Here is a 19,409-nt window from a genome sequence, read left to right as displayed (position 1 = left end):
ACACCCTCATCGCCAGCAGGCTGGCTCCCACAGGTTTAGTGTCGATCTGGCGTTTCGGTCAGCTCACGCAAGGTGTCGAGGAACAGTTTCAATACGGGCGAAGCATCATCGGCGCGGTAAGTCGCATACAGCGGCACTTCCGGCAGCGCCGGGGTCATGCGGCGAAACACCAGCCCCGGCGGCGCCAACTACTCGATGGACGTCGGCAACAACGCCACCCCGACGCCGACGCCGACGCGCACCAGGCTGAGCAAGGTTTGCACCTCGATCACTTGCTGGCGAATCTGCAGGGTGAAGCCGGCCTGGACGCAGCACTGATAGAGAAAGTTGGCAAACCGCGACTGCTTCAACTCCAGCGCCACGAACGGTTCCTGCGCCAGATCCGCCGGGGCCAGCGCCGCGCGCCGGGCCAGCGGATGGTCCGCCGGCATGATCACGTGGATCGGCTCGTAGATCAACAGTTCATTGCGCAACTGCGGATCGTCATAACCGACACGAAACACGCAAGCATCGATGCGTTTTTCCTTCAGGGCCTTGACCTGCGCCGCCGTGGTCATTTCGTGCAGGCGCCAGCCTGAAGTAATGGCGCGCAAAAAGGAGAGAGCGGGCAACCGCCATGCTCTCCTTTACGCTTTAATGCATCGAATCTCTAAAAATCAGATATCGATTTGATTGCGAGCTCTATTCTTTCACGTGCCGCTCCAGTCAAACGCTTCACGCCAAGGGTTTTGGCAATTTCCAAAGGCATATCGCCGGCGGATATCAAAGAGGCAACCAACAGTATTTCCTCAGCGGCGATCTCCTCCACTGACCTTCCATCATCCAATGTCGCTGGTAACCGATATTTGTTCCACCCAGCAATATCATTTTTCGAATGCCAAACAAATTGACCATCAACTGGATCATTTTTCAGATAATGATTTTGTTCTGTCAGGTCGAGAACTCGCTCTCTAATAAGCCGCCCAGAGCGTTGAAAGCCATGTGCTCGGGCCACACGCTGTACCAACACTGAATCGAGGATAGGGGCCTCTTGCAATAACACATGTGCAATCAGCTCAGCGAGAACCGCATCATATTCAGGTGAGTAAAATGCCTCTGCATTGATTCTGTCACCCACGCTCGTGAAATCGGTTACACGATATACATCTTTAATGGCGGGTGAGCCATGCAGTGCAAACGACTTCGCGACCTTGAGCTCTGGAGGTAGTTCGTTAGAAGCAGCACTCTCTGATGCAATAGAAACGCCCTCTTTCTCCACGTCATTTGCTAATGCAGCGCTGTGCACCAATGACAAATGAGGCATGGATGATTCCTTTTCAATTGTTTCACTAACAAGTCCGGATGCGCGGGACTCTTCCAAAAGAGCTTCAAGAGATGCATGTAATCGGTCCAGCGCGCCAGGCTTGTCAATCCACCACTCTGTAGACCAGAGGCGAACCAGCTTCCAGCCCAAACCTTGAAGAATTGCACTACGAACTTTGTCACGATCTCGAGCGGTAGCCGCACTGTGATAGGTTGCACCGTCACATTCGACACCAACCAGATAGTCGCCAGGCCTGTCTGGATGGACGATACCTAGATCAATGCGGAAACGAGATACCCCAATTTGCGGCACGACTTGCCAGCCTTTTCGTCTCAGCTCTTGAGCAACAGCTTCCTCAAAGGGTGAATCATACCCCCCCACTGAACCTTGCACTGCCTCCGCGAGTGCTCTTGGCCCTCTCTGGGCAAATTCAATGAAGTGCTTCAGATCACGAACAGCGCGGGCGTTGGTGCGATTTAAATCAATCATCGAAGAATCAAAAGATGAGAAAATCATCATTTCCCTGCGGGCCCGGGTTATCGCCACATTCAAACGTCGCCATCCGCCTTCTTTGTTCAATGGACCGAAGTTCATCGACATAACCTGCGCGCCCGGTTCGGTTGGTCCATACCCGATACCTAGCATTATCAAATCGCGCTCATCGCCTTGCACTGTTTCCAGATTTTTAACGACGACGGGTTCGGCAATGTCATGCTGGAAGAACGGTTCGATCTGCGGAAATTGTTGCCGTGCCCTATCCAACAGGTCGTTGATCAATCTTTGCTGATCGCTATTGAGAGTAATGATCCCAATAGTATGACCGCTCGCTACAAACGCTGGATCCATCAAACGCTTCACAGTCTCGGTAACGATGGCCTCGGCCTCGGCCTGATTATGCCTGCCCTTACCTTTCGCGTAGACGCCATCAACACGTCGCCACTCCACAGCGCTGGCACGCGTTTCAGCCGCAGGGAAGGTGATGAGATTGCTGTCGTAGTAGCGATTGTTCGAAAAAGCGATCAAGCTTTCGTGGCGACTCCGGTAGTGCCAACTGAGGCTATGGCTTGGGATACCTGCGCCTAGACACTCATCCAAAATGCTCTCCATGTCTTCAGCAGTATCATCTTCTGCGGCAGACGCGGCGCGATTGAAAAAGTTGGTTGGAGGCATCTGACGGGGATCACCCGCAATGACTACCTGCTTGCCCCTCGCGATTGATCCGATGGCATCCCATGGAGCAATCTGCGAAGCCTCATCGAATATCACCAAGTCAAAAAGTGCGAGATCCGCTGGAAGATATTGCGCAATGGAAAGAGGGCTCATTAGCATACAAGGAGCGAGTTTCGACATTGCATCGCCCATCTCAACAGCGAGCTGTCGGACGGGTTTGTGCCGACGTGTTTTTTGCAGCTCGTGCTTTAAGATGCCGAAACCACCTTGCTTGCCGATCTCGTTTTTCGACGGGATCAATCCACACAGTTTCGCTCGAATGTATCGAACAGTCAGCTTGGAAAGATCCTCATCCAGACGTACAAATGCCTCGATATCGCTAGTGTGCTCTGCTGGCACGAAATTACGCAGCAACGGCTCGGCGTCGATCATCACCCTTGCAAACCAGCTTGCATAAGATGTTTCAAACGCGTCTACAGTCCCGCCCTCTGGCAACCCTTTAATTGCCAATGCATCACTTAACGGTTGAAGCCCGGATGCTATTGCCTCTTCACGCACCCGACACCAATCGCACCACGCTTTCAGCTTAAACTCATGACGAGAAATAGCACTGGACGCACTGAGCAATGACTCAATTGTTAATTTGCCCTCTACCGGGCGGTTACTCAGTTCATTGAAGAGTTTGCTCGTTTGACTGAACGCTTCCAATGCATCTATTAACTGGTGAAGCGCTGCTGCGATAAAACCACCCCCGCCCAATAACTCATTGGCTTCTACGACGAGCTTTTGAGTGGCTCCCCGCAGTGCAATAAGATCTTCAGGGGACTCTGCGTTCGAGCTGATCAACGTTCTCAGGCGTTCAGCGAGTTCCCAGGCTACTGCCATCGCGGATTGATCACTAGAAACTCCGCTCCATCCAGGTACAGCGTTTATATCCGCAGCCAAGCTGTCCAGTGACATGAGCAGATCACGCATTTCGAAGAGCCGGGCAAGATCCTCCTCTACGCTCGGAAGTCCTACCGCTCCGCCCTGACCCGCAAGGTTTTTTCCCACCTTTTTCTTGGCTAAAGTAGCGAGGAACCAAAACTTGGTCTTGCCAGTTTCCCAGTCGTTTTTGAATTGTTCGAGGTTGATGGTGCGACAGGCCTCCGAGGCGTAACGCACCGACAGCGACTGTTCAATTTCTTGGTAATTTTTGAGGATATGCACAGCTTTCTTGGCTGCAGCGATCTTGGCACTTGCATTCAACGTGAATGCAAAAGAGAGATCGATACCGTGCGTATCTACCAATAATGCAACAAACTGGCAAAACCGCTCGATATCCTCCCCGCTCGTAACAGCTAGGGGAAGATTGGTGGCTCTCAACAAGTGATCACAGGCAATCTTCAGTCGTTCAATGACACCCGGCAACTCCCTGGATACTGCAGTGATCGACTCTTGCCAGCCGTTTGACCATTCGGTGGGAGCGATGAGCGAAAAGTCAGCTGACAAATTGCGCGCGGCCTCACTATTGAGGTCAAGACGCCGGGCAAGATCACGCAGCCGCGCGTAATCGTCCGCGTCGTGACATGTTCCCTCAGGCCATGTGATACGCGGTAAACCGGCGACCCCATCGCGTACGACACGACCTATAGCCTGATGGACTGTCAATCCATTAGGTTGTCGACGATGCAGGGTTCCCACGACTTCGTTCAATCGATTTCGGAGTTTGTGCAGTTTGGCTGCCTCTAAAGCCCACTCGTCAGCGGTCAATGCATCGCGAACATCCCAAGCACGCTCCAGTTGTTTGAGGACTTCCACTTTGGATGTTTTGCTGGAGTGCAGCTCAAGACAGAATTCGCCTAGCCCCTTTTCTTCAAGCCGACGATAGACAACATCCAAAGCGGCCATTTTTTCTGCTACGAACAAGACCCTGCGACCTAGAGCCAGGTTGTGGGCGATCATGTTGGCGATGGTTTGTGACTTACCGGTGCCAGGGGGGCCATCAAGAACAAAATCACAACCGCTGGCGGAAGCAACGACTGCTGCCAACTGGGAGGAATCTGCTGGCAACGGTGTGAAAAGATCTGCCGGGCTGACTTTTCTGTCCAACTCGTGAGGCTGCGGAAACTCCCCTGACGTAGCAAAGCCTTCACCACCAATACTTCGCTCCAACAAGTGCTTGACCATCGGGCTTTTCAGAAGCTGCTCAGATCGAGCAGCCAGATCCTGCCACATCAAATATTTTGCAAATGAGAAGGTACCCAGCACGAGCTCCGTGGTGACCTCGAAACCCGGTACATCCCTGATGGCACGGCGCACTGTATTCCAGATTCCAGCGACATCAATGCCACTATCGTCGGTGGGAAGTTCACCTTCAAGCCCCGGAATGATGAGTTCAAAGTCATGTCGTAACAGTTCGAGCAGGGTCAAATTGAAGCGAGGCTCATCCTCAAGCAAAGTCATTGTCACACCGGACAACGCACTTTTACGATCAAGTTTTACGGGTAGCAAAATCAAAGGAGCAGAATAGGTTCTTGGATCGTCCGCCGACTTTTTCCACTTTAAAAACCCGAGTGCAAGAAAGAGAGTATTTGCTCCGCCTTCATCAAGATCACTTCGAGCTTTCCGGTACAGGTCAATCAGCGCTACTTCAAGCTTGCTTTTCTCAAGAGTTGCCAGTACCTCACCACGAGACAATGCACTGCGAGCATATTCGTCTCTGAGCGATTGTCGATTTTGTTGTTCATAAAGTGCCGAATCTCTACCTCCAGCTTCAAGATCCGGTATAGAAACGATCCTGATACGCTTTCCACTGGCTAGCTGATCTTCCAGCTCAGCGGGCTCAGGACAAATCAAACGAACGCCTTTAGCACTGTCTGGTAAATGTAATAGCCGATTTCGAGTGGTCAGGTCGAGAAGCTTGCGTTGCCACAATGTCAGCTTACCGGCAGGTGTTTCTGCCTCGGTAGGAATTTCCACGTCAAAGACCGGTAAAGATGGCGCGTTCTCCAACGCCTCCAGCGCCACCTCCGACTCTTGAATCACATCTGATTTGGCCGCTGGAATTGACGCTGCCAAAGGACGAATACGCTGCATGCGTGCTCGATGGATATCAATCGCCATGATGAAATCGTCATCGTTGACCTGCCTTTCAGCGGTACTAATCGCCTGACTGAAATTTGGGACTGGAAATTGCGTTGCGAGAGTAGTTTCAAAAACCAGAGCTTCTTTCAAATCAATACGTTTTCGTACTGCTGAAGCCTCATCCGTGATCAATTGAGAAAACTCTTGAGGCTGCAACCAAACGCCTGCAAAAGCGTGACCTTTTGTCAGCAACAGTAGTGGATTCAGTCCGGCTTGCTCCAATGCTGCTGTAAAAAGCAATGCCGTATCCAGGCATGTTGCCACGCCCCCCTCCAATATGAGGCTTGGAGTTCTGACTTTCTGGCCATAATTCTCAAAGCTTGCCGGAGGCAGCGCATAGCTCAATTTAAGCCCGCAGACTGCAGACCAAATAGCGGAAGTGAGCTCCCAGGTTCTGGTTCTGGATTTACTTTCGTAACCGTTGATGCCATCCGCTTTGCCAGCGCGGCGGAGAACATCAGAGGCTGATTTAAGTACCCGATCTACCGCAGGGTCATTTGGCATAGCAAACGCCGGCAGCAACTCCGGCATCGAGTTAACGCCTCCCCACTCATTTCTTGCCAAAAGCTCAACCGGAAAGATTTGACTATTAAGGACGTCACCGTTGCAACGTAGGCGCAGCACAAGAGTCGCGCTGAGACTTTCCGTCAGGTCGGCGAGATAAGCAGCGTTCAACGTCAGATTTCGATCAGAAATGTGCAACGTCGATTCTTTATTCAGTCGATCCAGACGCCAAGTCTTCCCTTCAAGGAAGGGAGGATCCGCAACAAGGTCCAGCTCAAGATCGCTGTAATCAGATTCACCATCGTTGTGTACGGTCAGTTCTCTGAGAACCGGGACAGAATTCTGGTGAGAAGCAAAGCCAATCTTGCTGGCGATCACTCCCTCGATCTTGATGGTCATGAACCATTTTCTCCATGGAAAATTCGACGAAACAACCACTGAATTATTGAAAACAGAAGCCATACTCTCCGACAAGGATGGATTTTGAAACTGCTTTTTAGATCAAAGGTAGAGATAAGAACTCTCCTAGAGCCGGAGCGTTGAATTTACCCCCCTGAACGAACAGAAAATTTGAATGTTCAAAACTTCTGCACGCGTGCTTCACATAGTCGACCTGTCGGAATCCAGCCACCCACATAATTGGGCATTCGCGACTTGCGGTATTGTCGTCTAACGTTAACTCCTCATCGGATTGAGCCCCTGCCCGCAATACCGGGCTCTTGATCAAGGAGAGACTGATGACGTCCCGCCGCAACATCGAACAGACTTACCGCACCTGGTCCAGCCCCATTTTGCTGGAGTTGAAAAAGCGCGAGCACCAGATGGCGCTGGTCGAGCGCCAGGCACTTGAGAGTGTCTTGATGGAAAGACGATTGCTGGACATGGGCAAACCGGAGGGGATGGAAAGTCGCCGCAGCGGCGGTGGCTGACCCACCGCTTTCGCGAGCAGGCTCGCTCCCACAGAGATTGGGGATGAGCACAGATTTCGTGCGCAGCCGAAAACCCTGTGGGAGCGACCGAACGCAGTACCTACCGATGGTTACTCAAGGTTTGGGCTGCGTCCCCCGAGCATTCTCATCGCTGCCGGTCGACGGGCGCGGCATCAGATGCGTGTGCCCGGTCGGGTCGGGAAGTTGCACCGCATTGCCCTTTTTCCAGGCATCGGCGCCCTGTTCGATGGGCGCCGGTTTGATCGCGGCGCGGGCGGTTTTGTTTTTCGCGGTGTCGACGCCCAGACGTTGGTCGCGTTGCTGCACCATCTGCGGATCGGCCTGGCCCTCGGCCGTGAAGCCCATCATCAATTGCGGCACGCCGAGCGGCAGTTGCTTGTCCTGATCGGTATGCCAGGTGTGCCAGGTCTTGCCGTAGGTGTTGGCGAGCTTTTCCATCAGCCGGGTTTCGGCGACTTGCGCAATGCCCGGGGCGACCAGTTGGCCGGACGTGACTTCGTGCGCATGGCTGTGCCATAGCGCTTTTTCCCTGGCCGGCAATTGGGCGAACAGGCGCTGGCTGATGATGTATTCGACGCCCATCAATTTCGCGTCGGCGCTGTTGCCGTCATAGATCACGCATTGAAAGACTTCTTCGTTGAGCACCGAACAATAGTGGTGCGCCTCCATTTGCACATCGGGGTGCCCGTTGTAGAAGTGGAAGCCGTCGAGGTAGAGGTTCAAGGCGCGAATCGGCGGTTTGTCTTGCAGCCACTGTGCGCCGGTCTCAAGTAGTTCCGTGTCGGAGGCCTTGGCTTTGCCGGGCGTCTGTACCGGCGATTTGGTGTTGCTCATCGCGCAACCGGTCAATGCCGTCAGCAGCACGCCCATCGATAGCCATCGTCCGTGCGGGGTTGTGCAACGCATGTCTCGCTCCTTCTTTACAGTCCGTGGGGCCGCTGGCATGGCCCTGTACTGCAACTGAAAGCGCGAACATGGCGGAGTTCGAAAAAACTGCGGGCGCGTCAGACCGGAGAAATAGTCGCCAGCAAACCGATCAGAATGGTCAGTGTCAGGAAGCCACCCAGGAAAATCGCCATCTTGTTCATCTTGCTCTCCTCAATGCCGGGTTTGCAGTGCACTGGACGCTTCGGGATGAAGGAACGTCGCGGGTGCCCGCACTGCCGGGGCATTGTGAGCGCTTGACTGAACCGGTTACAGCGTCAGATAAAGCGAAAAAATACGGATCAGACGCGCATCTGATCCGCATGGGCGATGGTTTGGTATTCAGCTCGGCACATCAGGATGTTCTTGCAGCCTGGGTGATCTACAGTCAGTGCCATTGAAGACCAACAAAAAAAACCGGAGCCTCCATGACAGAGCTGACCCTGCAAGCCCCCGTCGCCGAATCCCTGCAGCGCTGGCACGAGATGATCCGCAGCGGCAACCTGCGCGCCCTGCCCGAATTGCTCGACGCCCAGGCCGTGTTTCGCTCACCGATGGCCCACACGCCCTACCCCGGCGCGCCAGTGGTGTCGATGATCCTCAATACGGTGTTCGAGGTTTTCGAGGATTTTCAATATCACCGCGAGCTGGCCAGTGCCGATGGGCTCAATGTGATTCTCGAATTCAGTGCCAGGGTCGGTACGAAAGAGCTCAAAGGCATCGACATGATTCGCTTCGATGAGCACGGCAAGATTGTCGAGTTTGAAGTGATGGTGCGGCCGTTGAGCGGCTTGCAGGCGCTGGGTGAAGAGATGGGCCAGCGGCTGGGGGCTTATCTGGCCAAAGCCAAGGCTTGAAGCGCAGGCACAAAAAAGCCCACTGACCGTCACCGGTGCAGTGGGCTTTGTGCGTCAGGCGTGTGTTTAGAGCGCCATGTCGCGTGCAGCGTTGTCCTTCATAGCCGGGGCTTTTTCAGCCGCAGCGCCGGCAGCCGGAGCAGCGGCCTGACCGATCACCGGAGGCGTCGGCAGTTCGAGGATCCTGGCGGTGTAAGCCCATTCCGCGGCCACTTTGGCCGGATCGCTGTTCAGCTGAGTGCCGTAGCTTGGAACGATCTGGTGCAGCTTGGCTTGCCATTCAGGGGAGGCGACTTTGTCTTTGAAGACTTTCTGCAGCACGCTCAGCATGATCGGTGCAGCGGTCGACGCGCCTGGCGATGCGCCCAGCAGGCCGGCGATGGAGCCGTCCTGAGCGGCAACGATTTCGGTACCCAGTTTCAGCACGCCGCCTGCTGCTTCATCACGCTTGATGATCTGCACGCGCTGGCCGGCTTGCCACAGGCGCCAGTCTTCGGCTTTGGCGTTCGGGAAGTATTCCTTGAGCGCGTTCATGCGGTCTTCATCCGACAGCATCAGTTGGCCGGCAAGGTACTCGACCAGCGGGTATTCCTTGATGCCAACCTTGGTCATCGGCCAGATGTTGTGCGTGGTGGTGCTCGTCAGAAGGTCCAGGTACGAACCTTCCTTGAGGAACTTGGTGCTGAAGGTCGCGAATGGGCCAAAGAGGATCACGCGCTTGCCGTCCAGGACACGGGTGTCCAGGTGCGGAACCGACATCGGTGGCGAACCCACCGAAGCTTTACCGTAAGCCTTGGCCAGATGCTGTTCAGCAATGGTCGGGTTTTCGGTCACGAGGAACGAACCGCCGACCGGGAAGCCACCGTATTCCTTGGCTTCAGGAATGCCCGACTTCTGCAGCAGGTGCAGGGCACCGCCGCCAGCGCCGATGAACACGAACTTGGCGTCGGTTTCGGTTTTGGTGCCGTCCTTGAGGTTTTTGTAGCTGACGCGCCAGGTGCCATCGGCGTTCTTGGTGATGTCCTCGACTTCGCTCGACAGTTTCAGATCGAAGTTAGGCTTTGTCTGCAGGTGCGCGGCGAACTGGCGGGTGATTTCGCCGAAGTTCATGTCGGTACCCAGCGGGCTCCAGGTGGCCGCGATTTTCTGGTTCGGGTCACGCCCTTCCATCATCAGCGGGACCCACTTCTTGATCACAGCCGGGTCTTCGGAGTACTGCATACCGGCGAACAGCGGGCTCGCCTGCAGGGCTTCGTAGCGCTTTTTCAGGAACTTGATGTTGTCATCGCCCCACACGAAGCTCATGTGCGGTGTAGTGTTGATGAACGAGCGAGGGTTCTTCAGAACGCCCTGCTGAACCTGCCAGGCCCAGAACTGACGGGACACCTGGAACGCTTCGTTGATCTCGACGGCTTTCGGGATCGTTACGTTGCCTTTGTCGTCTTCCGGGGTGTAGTTCAGCTCGGCCAGTGCCGAGTGGCCGGTACCGGCGTTGTTCCAGCCGTTGGAGCTTTCCTGGGCGACGCCATCGAGGCGCTCGACCATTTCCATCGACCAGCTCGGCTCCAGCTCATTGATCCACACACCCAGGGTGGTGCTCATGATGCCGCCGCCGATCAGCAGGACGTCGACTTTCTTTGCTTCGTCAGCATTGGCGGATGTCATCCCCATTGCCAAAGCCAGACCCAGCAAGGCTGTGTTCACTTTCTTAAACATCTGTTGCACCTATGATAAAACGCCTTCCGCCCGCCGCTGTTATCAGCATGCGATCCGCTTTGATGACGCTCAGGCTGGCGTCGCAGATTCCGGCACACTTCAATTTTGACGGGTGGGCACACAAGGCCGACATGCCGCATCGACCTCAGTTGATGTCCCTTCTGAACTGACTTCTTATCATTATTGGCTTCAGCTACTTGAGCGACAGGGATCCTGCCAGCACGCCCGCAGGCATGCTGGCTGAATAAGGTCAAACCAAGTTGGCGCGCAGAATATCACGTCAGGGCAAACCCGCGCGTCTGTTCCCGACTTGAAAGTCGTTTTGCACCACTAGCGCTTTATCGGCTGACAGCGGCCGAACATGACTCTGCGCCTCACGGCTTTTTCCAATGACGATGAAGCGGCGCAAAGTGCTGACTGATCGCTGGGTATTCTGCTACGTTGTACGATGACTGATGAATACAAGCCAAGTCAGTCATCAACCCATAACAACAAGGAAATACCGCAATGACCAAGACCCGACTTCTGATCGGCTTTCTCTGCGCCTTCAATGGTTACGCCATGGCCGCGCCTGCTGCGGCGGAAAAAGACGTCGCCCAGGCCGTGGACCATCTGACGCAGGCGATGCTGCACAAGGACATCGCCGAACTGAACGCCCTCACCGCCCCCAACCTGACCTACGGCCATTCCAGCGGCAAGGTCCAGGACAAGAAGGAATTCATCGCCGACATCGAAACTGGCCGAAGCGCGTTCAAGACTCTGGAAATGCAAAAGCAGACCATCACGCTGTCCGGCGATACCGCGCTGGTGCGCAACCACTTTTCGGCGCAGGCGTTGAAGGGGACCGAGGTGGTGCCGACCGAGATCGAGAACTTTCAGATCTGGCAAAAGCAGCAGGGCAAGTGGTTGCTGATTGGGCGACAGGCGTTCAAGTTTTGATCGTGATTATCTAGCCTGATTTGATGTTGCTCGGGCTGGCCTCATCGCGGGCAGGCTCACTCCTACAGAAAGCGGCGGCGTCTACGCAAAACTCATCAACACCGCACACCTGCAGGAGTGAGCCTGCTCGCGATAGCAATAGCCTGGACGCCACCATTTTCTGGCTACAACCGAAACCGATCCACCGACTGCGCCAACTGTCCCGCCAGGCTCGACAACTCGTCGGTGGTCGTCGCGGTCTGGCCGATCACCCGGCTGTTGCCTTCCGACATCCCGGCAATCATTTCCACCTGATGGGCAATTTCGTTACTGGCCTGGCTCTGCTCGCCGATCGTGCGGGTGATGTCGTTGACCAGTTGCGTGGTGCTCAAGGTCGCGTCAAGAATTTCGCGAATCGCCCGTTCGACCTCGGCGGTTACCGCCATTCCTTTATCAACCTGCGCCACACCGGCCTCCATGCTGCTGACCGCCTCACGCGTGCTGTTTTGAATCCGTGCAACCATCGCGGCGATTTCCTGGGTCGAGGCGCTGGTGCGCGCTGCCAGGCTGCGCACCTCGTCTGCGACCACGGCAAAGCCGCGCCCCTGTTCGCCGGCCCGCGCTGCTTCGATCGCGGCGTTGAGCGCCAGCAGATTGGTCTGATCGGCGATACTTTTGATCACTTGAATGATGTTGAAGATGGCTTCCGATTCCTGATCCAGCGTGCGAATGACCTGCGCCGACTGTTGTGCCGAGCGGGCGATATCGTCCATATCGCTGACCACCTGATGGATCACCCCGCCGCCCTCTTTCGCCAGGGTTTCGGCCTGATTGGCCATGCTCAAGGCGCGTTCGGCGTGGCGGGTAATTTCTTCGATGCTGGCGGTCATCTGGCTCGCGGCTGCGGCCATGGTGCCGGCGGCGACGCTTTGCTGCTGACTGCTGTCGGCAACCTGGTGGCAGCCCTGGCTGAGCTGTTCGCTCATGCCGCTGACGCCGTGGGCGTTGCGCCGAACCACCTCGATCATGTTACGCAGATCGCGTTGCATGGTCGCCAGCGTGCGGATCAGCACGCTGGCCTCGTCCTTGCCGGACGGCTCGGCGATCGGCTCGCTGAGGTTGCCGTGGGCGATGCTTTCGGCAATCCGGCTGGCGGTTTGCAACGGCCCGGTGATGCTGCGTATGACCCAGCGACCTTGCGCCAGCAGCAACAGCAGGCTGGCAAGCAACACCACGCCGAGGGTGATATTGGCGCTGCGGATCGCTGCTTCCGTGACCTCGGCGGTGTGCTGGGTGTTGGACTCGATCAGTTCGCTCAGCGCTGCCATCTGCTCTTCGAGCTGGCTGAACGCCGTGTTGAAGGTGCCGAGTTGCTGCAGGGCGGCTTCGGGTTTGTCCAGCGCCAGCTCGACAATCCGTTCGCCGGTGTTGATGTAGGTGTCGAGGCTCGGCTTGATCTGCTCCAGCGCCGTGCGCAATGTCGGGTTGATCGGCAGCTTCAGATTGTCGTTGAGCACTTGGTGAAAATGCCCGGCGTGCTCGGTGAGCGAATCACGCACCTGCGCCGCCGTGCTACTGCTTTTGCCCAACCCGACCAACATTGCCGAATAAACATCGGCGCGAAGGGCATCGTGCATCATGTCGGCTTCCATGTGATTGCGCAGCGCGCTCATGCTCACCGTGTTATCGCCGACGGCCGTGGCCATCCGCAGATTGCCGACATAACTGACCAGACTCACGATCAGCGCCGTCAGCAGGCTGGTCGCAATCAGCAACACCAAACGCAGTTTGATCGACACCGTGGAATCTCCCGTGGGCACGCTGGATTGCGCTTGTCGGATTTCAGTTAAGCCTATTTGCATGGAACTGCCGACACAGAGCGTATCGGCTGATGTCAGCGGCGACTTGAATCCGGCAAAACTTTTCGATCGGGCAGCCAGTCACACGCTGCAGCGCCGATGGATTGCACCTTCATCGCCGGTTAATGCTGGCAGGCTATGAATCCATCGCTTCGAACATTCATGCAGCTGAAGGAAACGCTTATGAAACGCGCATTATGGTTTGGTCTGCTCGGTACCCTGGCAATGGGTACCGCACAAGCAGCAACGGAGAAAGTCGCGATCAATCTGGTCAGCGCCGACGGTGCGCCGCAGGCGATCGGCTCGGTCACCGTCAGCGAGACGCCTTACGGTCTGCTGTTCACGCCCGAGCTGAAATCGCTGCCGGCCGGTATTCACGGTTTTCATGTGCATGAAAACGGCAGCTGCGAAGCGGGCGTGAAGGATGGCGTAAAAGGCGCGGCATTGGCCGCTGGCGGTCACTTCGATCCGGCGAAAACCGGCAAACACCTTGGCCCCTACGCCGACGGCCATCTGGGTGATCTGCCGGCGGTGTATGTGACGGCTGACGGTGTCGCCAATTATCCGGTGCTGGCCCCGCGCCTGAAGAAAATTTCCGAGATCAAGGGCCACGCCCTGATGATTCACGCCGGCGGCGACAACCACGCCGACATGCCCAAGCCACTGGGCGGTGGCGGCGATCGCATGGCCTGCGGAGTGATCTGACGATTTAGCGCGGCGCCCGACGCCCGCCTGCCAACATCAGCAAGGACAGCCCGGCGCCGACCAGCGCCAGGGCCATGTCCTTCTGCGAATCCCAGGGATCGTTCTGCGCGCCGACGAAGGCCTGTCCGGTGTCATCCCCCAGATAAGCGCCGCCGATCCACTCGATCAATTCGTACAACGCCGAAGTCGCCAGCACCACGTTCAAGGTCATCAGCACCAGCCAGACGCCGCGCAACGGGGTCAGGCGCAGCAGCACTTCGCGCATCGGCCAGACCATCAGCAATCCGTAGCTCAAGTGCACCAGCCGATCATAGTGATTGCGCTCAAGACCCAGGACCTTGTTGACACTGACACCGGTCAGCAGCGTGTTCCATTGATCGTAGGGCACCCGCGAGTAGGTGTAATGCGAGCCGACTTCATGGATGCACAGAAAAGCGAAGATCATCACCAGCGAAAAGGACGACAAGCGAAACCGCCGATATGCCAGCACCAGGGCTAACACCAACGCCACGGCCAGCACATTTTCCAGCAGCCAGTCGACGCGGCTTCGCGGAGCTATGCCGAGAGCGATGGCCAGCAGGACAAATCCACCGAGCAAGGCGGCTTCGATTCGCGTGTCGGCGGGGCGGGCAACGTTGTCGCTGACTCTGAGGAGCATCAAAATCGACTCTCAAACAATACGGGCAAGCGGTAGACCTTTCGCCGTTTTACCCGGTTCCTTGCCGCTGCGTTTTCGCCGCTCACGGAACTCCCGCGCGCCGATCATCTCTGACGTTATGTAGTCCCTTCCCTTTTGCTTCGCGCCTTCGGAGGAACACCGTCATGCGCAAGTTAGTGCTCGTTTCATCTCTACTCCTTTGCCTGCCGGTCGGTTCGGCGCTGGCCCGTGTCGACGCGGGCGATGTCGCCACCTCGGCCGGTGTTTCCGCGTCGCTGTACTCGACCTTCAAGGATGACAAGATGGTCATTCCAGCCCGCGACGACGTGTCTGCATTCGTCGCCAGTGGCGGGGCCATCCGTGGGGTTTATCTTGAATCGGTGCTGCAGCAGGTGCGCCAGGACAACCCAGGCCTCAACGCCAGCGATGAAGACCTCGCCAACGCGATTCTGGTGCATTACGAAGGCCTGAAACCTTAGTTTTCAGGAAGACGGCGGCCGATGGACGGCTGCCTCACGCACATAGGCAAAACGGTCCGACGGCCTCTATGATGGAGGCCATGACGACCACCGCGCCCTTGCGCTCCCCTTGCCCACCCGGCGCCTGCGTTTGCGGGCGCGATCCGTTGCTGGACACGCCCGGCGCGGATCTACGCATCCTGCGCCTGACCCGCAACGAAGAAAAAGTCCTGCTGGCGCGTCTGGAACAACTCAAAGACCTCGACGATCTGCGTCATCTGCAAAAACGCATGTATGAGCAACTGGGTATCCGAGTCGAAGTCTCACCGGGCTTCCATGAGGTGCGGACCATGCTCGGCATCGACATCGACATCGACGATCTGCCCGGGCTGTGCCGCAAAACCCGCAAAGCGATCCCGACGGCGATTCGCCGAGGCTTGAACAACAACCCGGCGATCGCCTTCGAACTGCTCAACGCCCACGACTTGCTGCGCGACGCCTGATCATTTTTTCATGCCTACGCGTTTGCGCATTTGCGCGGTGATGGTCTGACGGGTTTTCTTCATGTCCGCCCACGGCGCTTCACCAACCTCGGCCAAGCGCTCATGGATGTTGTGAATATTCCAGTGATTGCCGCCCTTGATCTCCGCCACTTCCTCACGGAAAACCGGTACGGACACCGGCATGCCTTCACGCGCGCGCGCCGCATAGGTGCAAATGGTGGTGGCGCCCAGACCGTTGCGCAGGTAATCGATGAAGATCTTGCCGACGCGGTTTTTCGGCCCGGACACCGCTGAAAAACGGTCCGGCAACAGCTTGGCCATGTGGCTGACGATGGCGTGGCTGAAATCCTTGACCTCGTCCCAGCCGTGCTTGCGAGTCAGCGGCACAACGAGGTGAATCCCCTTGCCGCCGCTGGTTTTCAGGAATGCCTTGAGCCCCAGCTCATCGAGCACGGTGAGCGTCAGCGCTGTGGCTTCGACCATGCTTTTCCACGGCAACGCCGGGTCCGGGTCGAGGTCGAGGACGAAGCGGTCGGGCTTGTCCAGATCGGTTTGGGTGGCATTCCACGTGTGCAATTCGACCGTGCTCATCTGCACCGCGCCAATCAGCGCTTCGGCACTGTTGATCATCATCACCGGCTGCCCGGTGACGTCTTTGTCGAGCGTGCTGATGCCGGGGATCGCCAGGCGCTCGGCGTTCTTCTGGAAGAACAGCTCGCCGGCGATCCCGTCCGGGGCGCGAACCAGCGCCACCGGGCGATCCTTGAGGTGCGGCAGTATGTATTCGGCGACGCTGGCGTAGTACTCGGCGAGCTGCATTTTCGTGGTGCCGCTGACCGCGTCGATCACCCGCTCCGGGTGGGTGATGCGCACCTTGCCGTTGGCCAGGTTGGCTTGCGACGGTGCGCTTTCGGTTTTGCTCGCCGCGGCTTTTTTACCTGGAGCCTTGGGCTTGCTGGCAGCGGTCTTCTTCGCGGGTTTCTTCTCGGCAGTTTTGCTTTCGACAGTCTTCACAGGCTTCGCTAGCTCCTCGGTGATGGCCTTGGCCGGTTTGTCGTTGCGCAGGCCATGGAACACGGCGTGGCGCACCGAGCCGTCCTTGGTCATTTCCGCAAACGCCACTTCTGCCAGCAGCTTTGGCTTGAGCCAATGCACGCCTTTGGCCTCGAAGCCGCTGGGCGGGTTGACCACCGCCGCGCTTTTGGCCTGCAACGGTTTGAGTTGCGCCAAGATGCTTTTCAGCGTGGTTTCGTTGAACCCGGTGCCGACCTTGCCGGCGTAGCGCAATTCACCGCTGTCGCGATCATGCAGGCCGAGCAGCAAGGCGCCGAAGGCACTGCGCGCACCTTTCGGATCGGTGTAGCCGACGATCACGAACTCCTGCCGGTGTTTGCACTTGAGCTTGATCCAGTCGCTGCTGCGCCGAGATACATAAGGCGAGCCGAGGCGCTTGCCGATCAAACCTTCCATTTGCATCTGGCAGGCGCTGTTGAGCAGCGCGTCCGGAGTCTCTTCGAAGGCTTCGGAAAAGCGCAGCAACTCGCTTTTCTGCGAACCGAGAATGGTCGCCAGTGCGGCGCGCCGTTCCTCGACCGCGACTTCGCGCAAATCGACGCCGTTGAGATAGGGCAAATCGAACAGGTAATAAACGATGTTGCCGCTGCGCCCGACTTCGAAAGCGTTTTGCAGCGCTTGAAAATCCGGCACGCCCTGCTCGTTGGCGACGATCATCTCGCCGTCGAGCCAGGCTGATTCCAGACCTAATGCCGCCAAGGCTTCAGCCTGTTGCGGCAGTTTGTGCGTCCAGTCGTGGCCGTTACGCGTAAACAGTTGCACCTGATCGCCCTCGATGCGCGCCATGATCCGGTAACCATCGAACTTGATCTCGTAACTCCACTGCCCTTCCGGTGCACTGTCGACCAGCGTCGCCAGCTCGGGTTTGAGTTGCGCCGGCAGCTTGGCCTTGTGTGCGCCGGTGAGCTTTCCGGTGGCCTGCTTGCGCGGTTTCGCCGGAGCTTTTTTCAGCGGTTTGGCCTGTTCGGCGGTTTTTTTCGGGCTGGCGACGATCGTGCGTTCACTTAAAACACTGTCCGGTTCGGCAACCAATACGTCGTAGTCATCCTGGGGGCGCGCGGCGTTGTCCTGATGTTTGATCAGAAACCACTGCTCTTTCTTGCCCGGCATGTGCGTGCGCACCAGATTCCAGACACCGCCAAGCTTCTCTCCCTGCAATTCGAATTTGAGCCGGCCTTTGGCGTAAGCCTTTTGCGGATCGTCGAGGGGAATCCACACGCCGCGATCCCAGACGATCACATCGCCAGCGCCGTAATGCCCCTCTGGAATACTGCCCTCGAAGGTTGCGTAATCCAGCGGATGATCTTCGACGTGCACCGCCAGACGCTTGACCTTGGGGTCGAGCGACGGCCCCTTCGGCACCGCCCAGCTCTTGAGCGCGCCGTCGAGTTCGAGGCGAAAATCGTAATGCAGGTGCGAAGCGTCGTGCTTCTGGATGCAGAACTGCAAGGCGTGATCCTTCGCGGTTTTACGGCCGGAGCGTTTTACCGCGGCCGGTTCCGAAGTCGCGGAAAAATCGCGCATGCGGTTGTAGTCGTCGAGATTCCTGTTCATGGGCGCACCGATTGCAGACTGGCTCTGTTATGCAGAAGAGCGATGCGCCGTGAAAAAAATTCAATCGAGCTGAAAAAGCCCCTGACGGATGGAGCGCCAAGGGCTTTGATTGTTCGCGTGTTTTGCCTTCTGGGCTCAGGCCTGACCTTTGGTCTGCGCCTCCAGATACACTTGCAGATCGGGGTCGATGTTGAGGGCGGCGGCGAGTTCGTCGAGGTAGCTGCGCTCGGCGTTTTGTTGGTCGTCTACCAGCATGACGCTGACCAGATACATCTCTGCCGCCACCGCCGGGTCACCCTGCGCAGATTGCGCCACTTCGGCAGGATCCAGCGGCTTGGCGACTTCGGCGTCGAGCCATTGCTGCAGCTGCGGATCGCTGGTGTGTTTGCCGATTTCGCTGCTGATCAAATGTTTCTCGGAATCATCGATTCGGCCGTCCGCCTTGGCCGCCGCGATCAACGCACGCAGGACCGCGTGGCTGTGCTCTTCGATTTGCGGGCCGGCGAGCAGATCGGCCGTTTGCGGAATGTGTTGCGGCGCCGCACTGGCCTGGCTGCGTTGCCAGGCCTGATAAGCCTGATACGCCATCATTCCCAGCGATGCCAGTGCGGCGTAATTAGTGCCGCCAGAACGACCGCGACTGCCGCCCCCCAGCGCCCCGCCCAAAGCACCGCCCAATCCGCCACTGCCTCCGCCAAGCAAGCCACCGAGCAAACCGCCGAGCCCGCCGGATGCCGCCGCGCCAGCGCCACCGGCCTGGCCACCGCCCAAAAGTCCGCCGAGCAAACCACCGAGCCCACCCAGACCATCCCCGGCAGACGCCCCCGTGGACTGCCGCCCCGAGGCCTGGCCCCGCAACAACTGTTCAAGCAAATCACTGGTGTTCATGACGTCATCCTCAGGCGTTGGCCGTGACTGCGTCAGGCAACGATAGACCCCGCCAGCCATAGCGCCAGCACCGTTTGGCTGACACTTGAGCGCTGGCGGCGCTTGTCGAGGAATTTTTTCACCGCCCGGCTAAGATTGATGGAGCGTGAACCTTATCCCGGCCAAACCGGTCGATAGCTGCAACCCCGACCCGGTTCGCCGGCGCCCTGCTTCCAAGGGCGACACCCGGCCAGCTGCACTTT

Annotated in this window: 16 protein-coding genes; 7 read left to right on the top strand and 9 right to left on the bottom strand. The window is 57.3% G+C overall.

Translation table 11 applies throughout. The annotated features are described in order from the left end of the window. Positions 1-35: 35 nt before the first annotated feature. The 3 genes from BLU52_RS27100 to BLU52_RS08620 are packed head-to-tail and all read right to left on the bottom strand — an operon-like array spanning position 36 to position 6,502. Entirely contained in the window at positions 36-158 is a 123-nt protein-coding gene (locus BLU52_RS27100) for a hypothetical protein (protein ID WP_269458359.1), read from the bottom strand. Between the two features lie 30 nt (positions 159-188). Further along, positions 189-611: a LysR substrate-binding domain-containing protein gene (locus tag BLU52_RS08625; protein WP_231988012.1), complete on the bottom strand. Its 423-nt coding sequence runs from the start codon at positions 609-611 to the stop codon at positions 189-191. A 38-nt stretch (positions 612-649) separates the two neighbouring features. After that, positions 650-6,502 (bottom strand): DUF3320 domain-containing protein, encoded by a 5,853-nt coding sequence (locus BLU52_RS08620; RefSeq protein WP_090282782.1) that lies wholly within the window; start codon positions 6,500-6,502, stop codon positions 650-652. Positions 6,503-6,840: 338 nt separating this feature from the next. On the opposite strand from BLU52_RS08620, the gene BLU52_RS08615 reads away from it, so the two are divergent. Beyond that, a complete protein-coding gene (locus BLU52_RS08615; RefSeq protein WP_090282781.1) occupies positions 6,841-7,032 on the top strand; it encodes a hypothetical protein in 192 nt (63 codons plus the stop codon). A gap of 114 nt (positions 7,033-7,146) precedes the next feature. Here BLU52_RS08615 and BLU52_RS08610 read toward each other — a convergent pair whose 3' ends face one another. Continuing rightward, a complete protein-coding gene (locus BLU52_RS08610) occupies positions 7,147-7,959 on the bottom strand; it encodes an OBAP family protein (RefSeq protein WP_090282780.1) in 813 nt (270 codons plus the stop codon). A gap of 68 nt (positions 7,960-8,027) precedes the next feature. Here BLU52_RS08610 and BLU52_RS26645 point away from each other — a divergent pair, with 68 nt between their 5' ends. Beyond that, the gene (locus BLU52_RS26645) at positions 8,028-8,378 is read left to right on the top strand and encodes a hypothetical protein (RefSeq protein ID WP_157720683.1); all 351 of its coding nucleotides are present in this window, start codon (positions 8,028-8,030) and stop codon (positions 8,376-8,378) included. A 27-nt stretch (positions 8,379-8,405) separates the two neighbouring features. Then, complete coding sequence (locus BLU52_RS08600) at positions 8,406-8,834, top strand: nuclear transport factor 2 family protein (RefSeq protein ID WP_090282779.1); 429 nt, start codon at positions 8,406-8,408, stop codon at positions 8,832-8,834. A gap of 66 nt (positions 8,835-8,900) precedes the next feature. Here BLU52_RS08600 and mqo read toward each other — a convergent pair whose 3' ends face one another. Then, positions 8,901-10,550, bottom strand: a complete 1,650-nt coding sequence (gene mqo, locus BLU52_RS08595) for a malate dehydrogenase (quinone) (protein ID WP_090282778.1) — start codon at positions 10,548-10,550, stop codon at positions 8,901-8,903. A 507-nt stretch (positions 10,551-11,057) separates the two neighbouring features. Here mqo and BLU52_RS08590 point away from each other — a divergent pair. Continuing rightward, positions 11,058-11,489, top strand: a complete 432-nt coding sequence (locus tag BLU52_RS08590) for a nuclear transport factor 2 family protein (protein ID WP_090282777.1) — start codon at positions 11,058-11,060, stop codon at positions 11,487-11,489. Positions 11,490-11,653: 164 nt separating this feature from the next. Here the strand turns inward: BLU52_RS08590 and BLU52_RS27385 are convergent, their stop codons facing one another. Then, positions 11,654-13,267, bottom strand: coding sequence for a methyl-accepting chemotaxis protein (locus BLU52_RS27385; RefSeq protein WP_090282776.1), 1,614 nt, complete (start codon positions 13,265-13,267; stop codon positions 11,654-11,656). Positions 13,268-13,510: 243 nt separating this feature from the next. On the opposite strand from BLU52_RS27385, the gene sodC reads away from it, so the two are divergent. Beyond that, positions 13,511-14,032 carry a superoxide dismutase family protein gene (gene sodC, locus BLU52_RS08580; RefSeq protein WP_090282775.1) on the top strand — a complete coding sequence of 174 codons (522 nt, stop codon included), beginning with the start codon at positions 13,511-13,513 and terminating at the stop codon, positions 14,030-14,032. A gap of 4 nt (positions 14,033-14,036) precedes the next feature. Here sodC and BLU52_RS08575 read toward each other — a convergent pair whose 3' ends face one another. Beyond that, complete coding sequence (locus BLU52_RS08575) at positions 14,037-14,690, bottom strand: DUF2238 domain-containing protein (protein WP_090282774.1); 654 nt, start codon at positions 14,688-14,690, stop codon at positions 14,037-14,039. A 164-nt stretch (positions 14,691-14,854) separates the two neighbouring features. Here BLU52_RS08575 and BLU52_RS08570 point away from each other — a divergent pair, with 164 nt between their 5' ends. Together BLU52_RS08570 and BLU52_RS08565 are read left to right on the top strand one after the other, a co-directional pair. After that, positions 14,855-15,169, top strand: coding sequence for a DUF2388 domain-containing protein (locus BLU52_RS08570; RefSeq protein WP_090282773.1), 315 nt, complete (start codon positions 14,855-14,857; stop codon positions 15,167-15,169). An 80-nt stretch (positions 15,170-15,249) separates the two neighbouring features. After that, the gene (locus BLU52_RS08565) at positions 15,250-15,651 is read left to right on the top strand and encodes a hypothetical protein (protein WP_197677957.1); all 402 of its coding nucleotides are present in this window, start codon (positions 15,250-15,252) and stop codon (positions 15,649-15,651) included. Here BLU52_RS08565 and ligD read toward each other — a convergent pair whose 3' ends face one another. Both ligD and BLU52_RS08555 read right to left on the bottom strand, forming a co-directional pair. Next, entirely contained in the window at positions 15,652-18,279 is a 2,628-nt protein-coding gene (ligD, locus tag BLU52_RS08560; RefSeq protein WP_090282771.1) for a DNA ligase D, read from the bottom strand. A gap of 135 nt (positions 18,280-18,414) precedes the next feature. Next, on the bottom strand, positions 18,415-19,167 hold the full coding sequence (locus BLU52_RS08555; protein ID WP_090282770.1) for a tellurite resistance TerB family protein: 753 nt from the start codon (positions 19,165-19,167) through the stop codon (positions 18,415-18,417). Positions 19,168-19,409: the final 242 nt, after the last annotated feature.

It is taken from the genome of Pseudomonas granadensis (assembly GCF_900105485.1).
GTDB lineage: Bacteria > Pseudomonadota > Gammaproteobacteria > Pseudomonadales > Pseudomonadaceae > Aquipseudomonas > Aquipseudomonas granadensis.
Note: the sequence above shows the minus strand (reverse complement) of the source record. Positions and strands in the feature narration are given on the sequence as shown.

Bases quoted from the DNA above. Each gene is read 5' to 3' on its own strand.
- BLU52_RS08600 (WP_090282779.1), top strand. From the start codon at position 8,406: ATGACAGAGCTGACCCTGCAAGCCCCCGTCGCCGAATCCCTGCAGCGC.
- sodC (WP_090282775.1), top strand. From the start codon at position 13,511: ATGAAACGCGCATTATGGTTTGGTCTGCTCGGTACCCTGGCAATGGGT.
- BLU52_RS08565 (WP_197677957.1), top strand. From the start codon at position 15,250: ATGACGACCACCGCGCCCTTGCGCTCCCCTTGCCCACCCGGCGCCTGC.
- mqo (WP_090282778.1), bottom strand. From the start codon at position 10,550: ATGTTTAAGAAAGTGAACACAGCCTTGCTGGGTCTGGCTTTGGCAATG.
- BLU52_RS08620 (WP_090282782.1), bottom strand. From the start codon at position 6,502: ATGACCATCAAGATCGAGGGAGTGATCGCCAGCAAGATTGGCTTTGCT.
- ligD (WP_090282771.1), bottom strand. From the start codon at position 18,279: ATGAACAGGAATCTCGACGACTACAACCGCATGCGCGATTTTTCCGCG.
- BLU52_RS26645 (WP_157720683.1), top strand. From the start codon at position 8,028: ATGGCGGAGTTCGAAAAAACTGCGGGCGCGTCAGACCGGAGAAATAGT.
- BLU52_RS08570 (WP_090282773.1), top strand. From the start codon at position 14,855: ATGCGCAAGTTAGTGCTCGTTTCATCTCTACTCCTTTGCCTGCCGGTC.
- BLU52_RS08610 (WP_090282780.1), bottom strand. From the start codon at position 7,959: ATGCGTTGCACAACCCCGCACGGACGATGGCTATCGATGGGCGTGCTG.
- BLU52_RS08575 (WP_090282774.1), bottom strand. From the start codon at position 14,690: ATGCTCCTCAGAGTCAGCGACAACGTTGCCCGCCCCGCCGACACGCGA.
- BLU52_RS27100 (WP_269458359.1), bottom strand. From the start codon at position 158: ATGACCCCGGCGCTGCCGGAAGTGCCGCTGTATGCGACTTACCGCGCC.
- BLU52_RS08555 (WP_090282770.1), bottom strand. From the start codon at position 19,167: ATGAACACCAGTGATTTGCTTGAACAGTTGTTGCGGGGCCAGGCCTCG.
- BLU52_RS08590 (WP_090282777.1), top strand. From the start codon at position 11,058: ATGACCAAGACCCGACTTCTGATCGGCTTTCTCTGCGCCTTCAATGGT.
- BLU52_RS08615 (WP_090282781.1), top strand. From the start codon at position 6,841: ATGACGTCCCGCCGCAACATCGAACAGACTTACCGCACCTGGTCCAGC.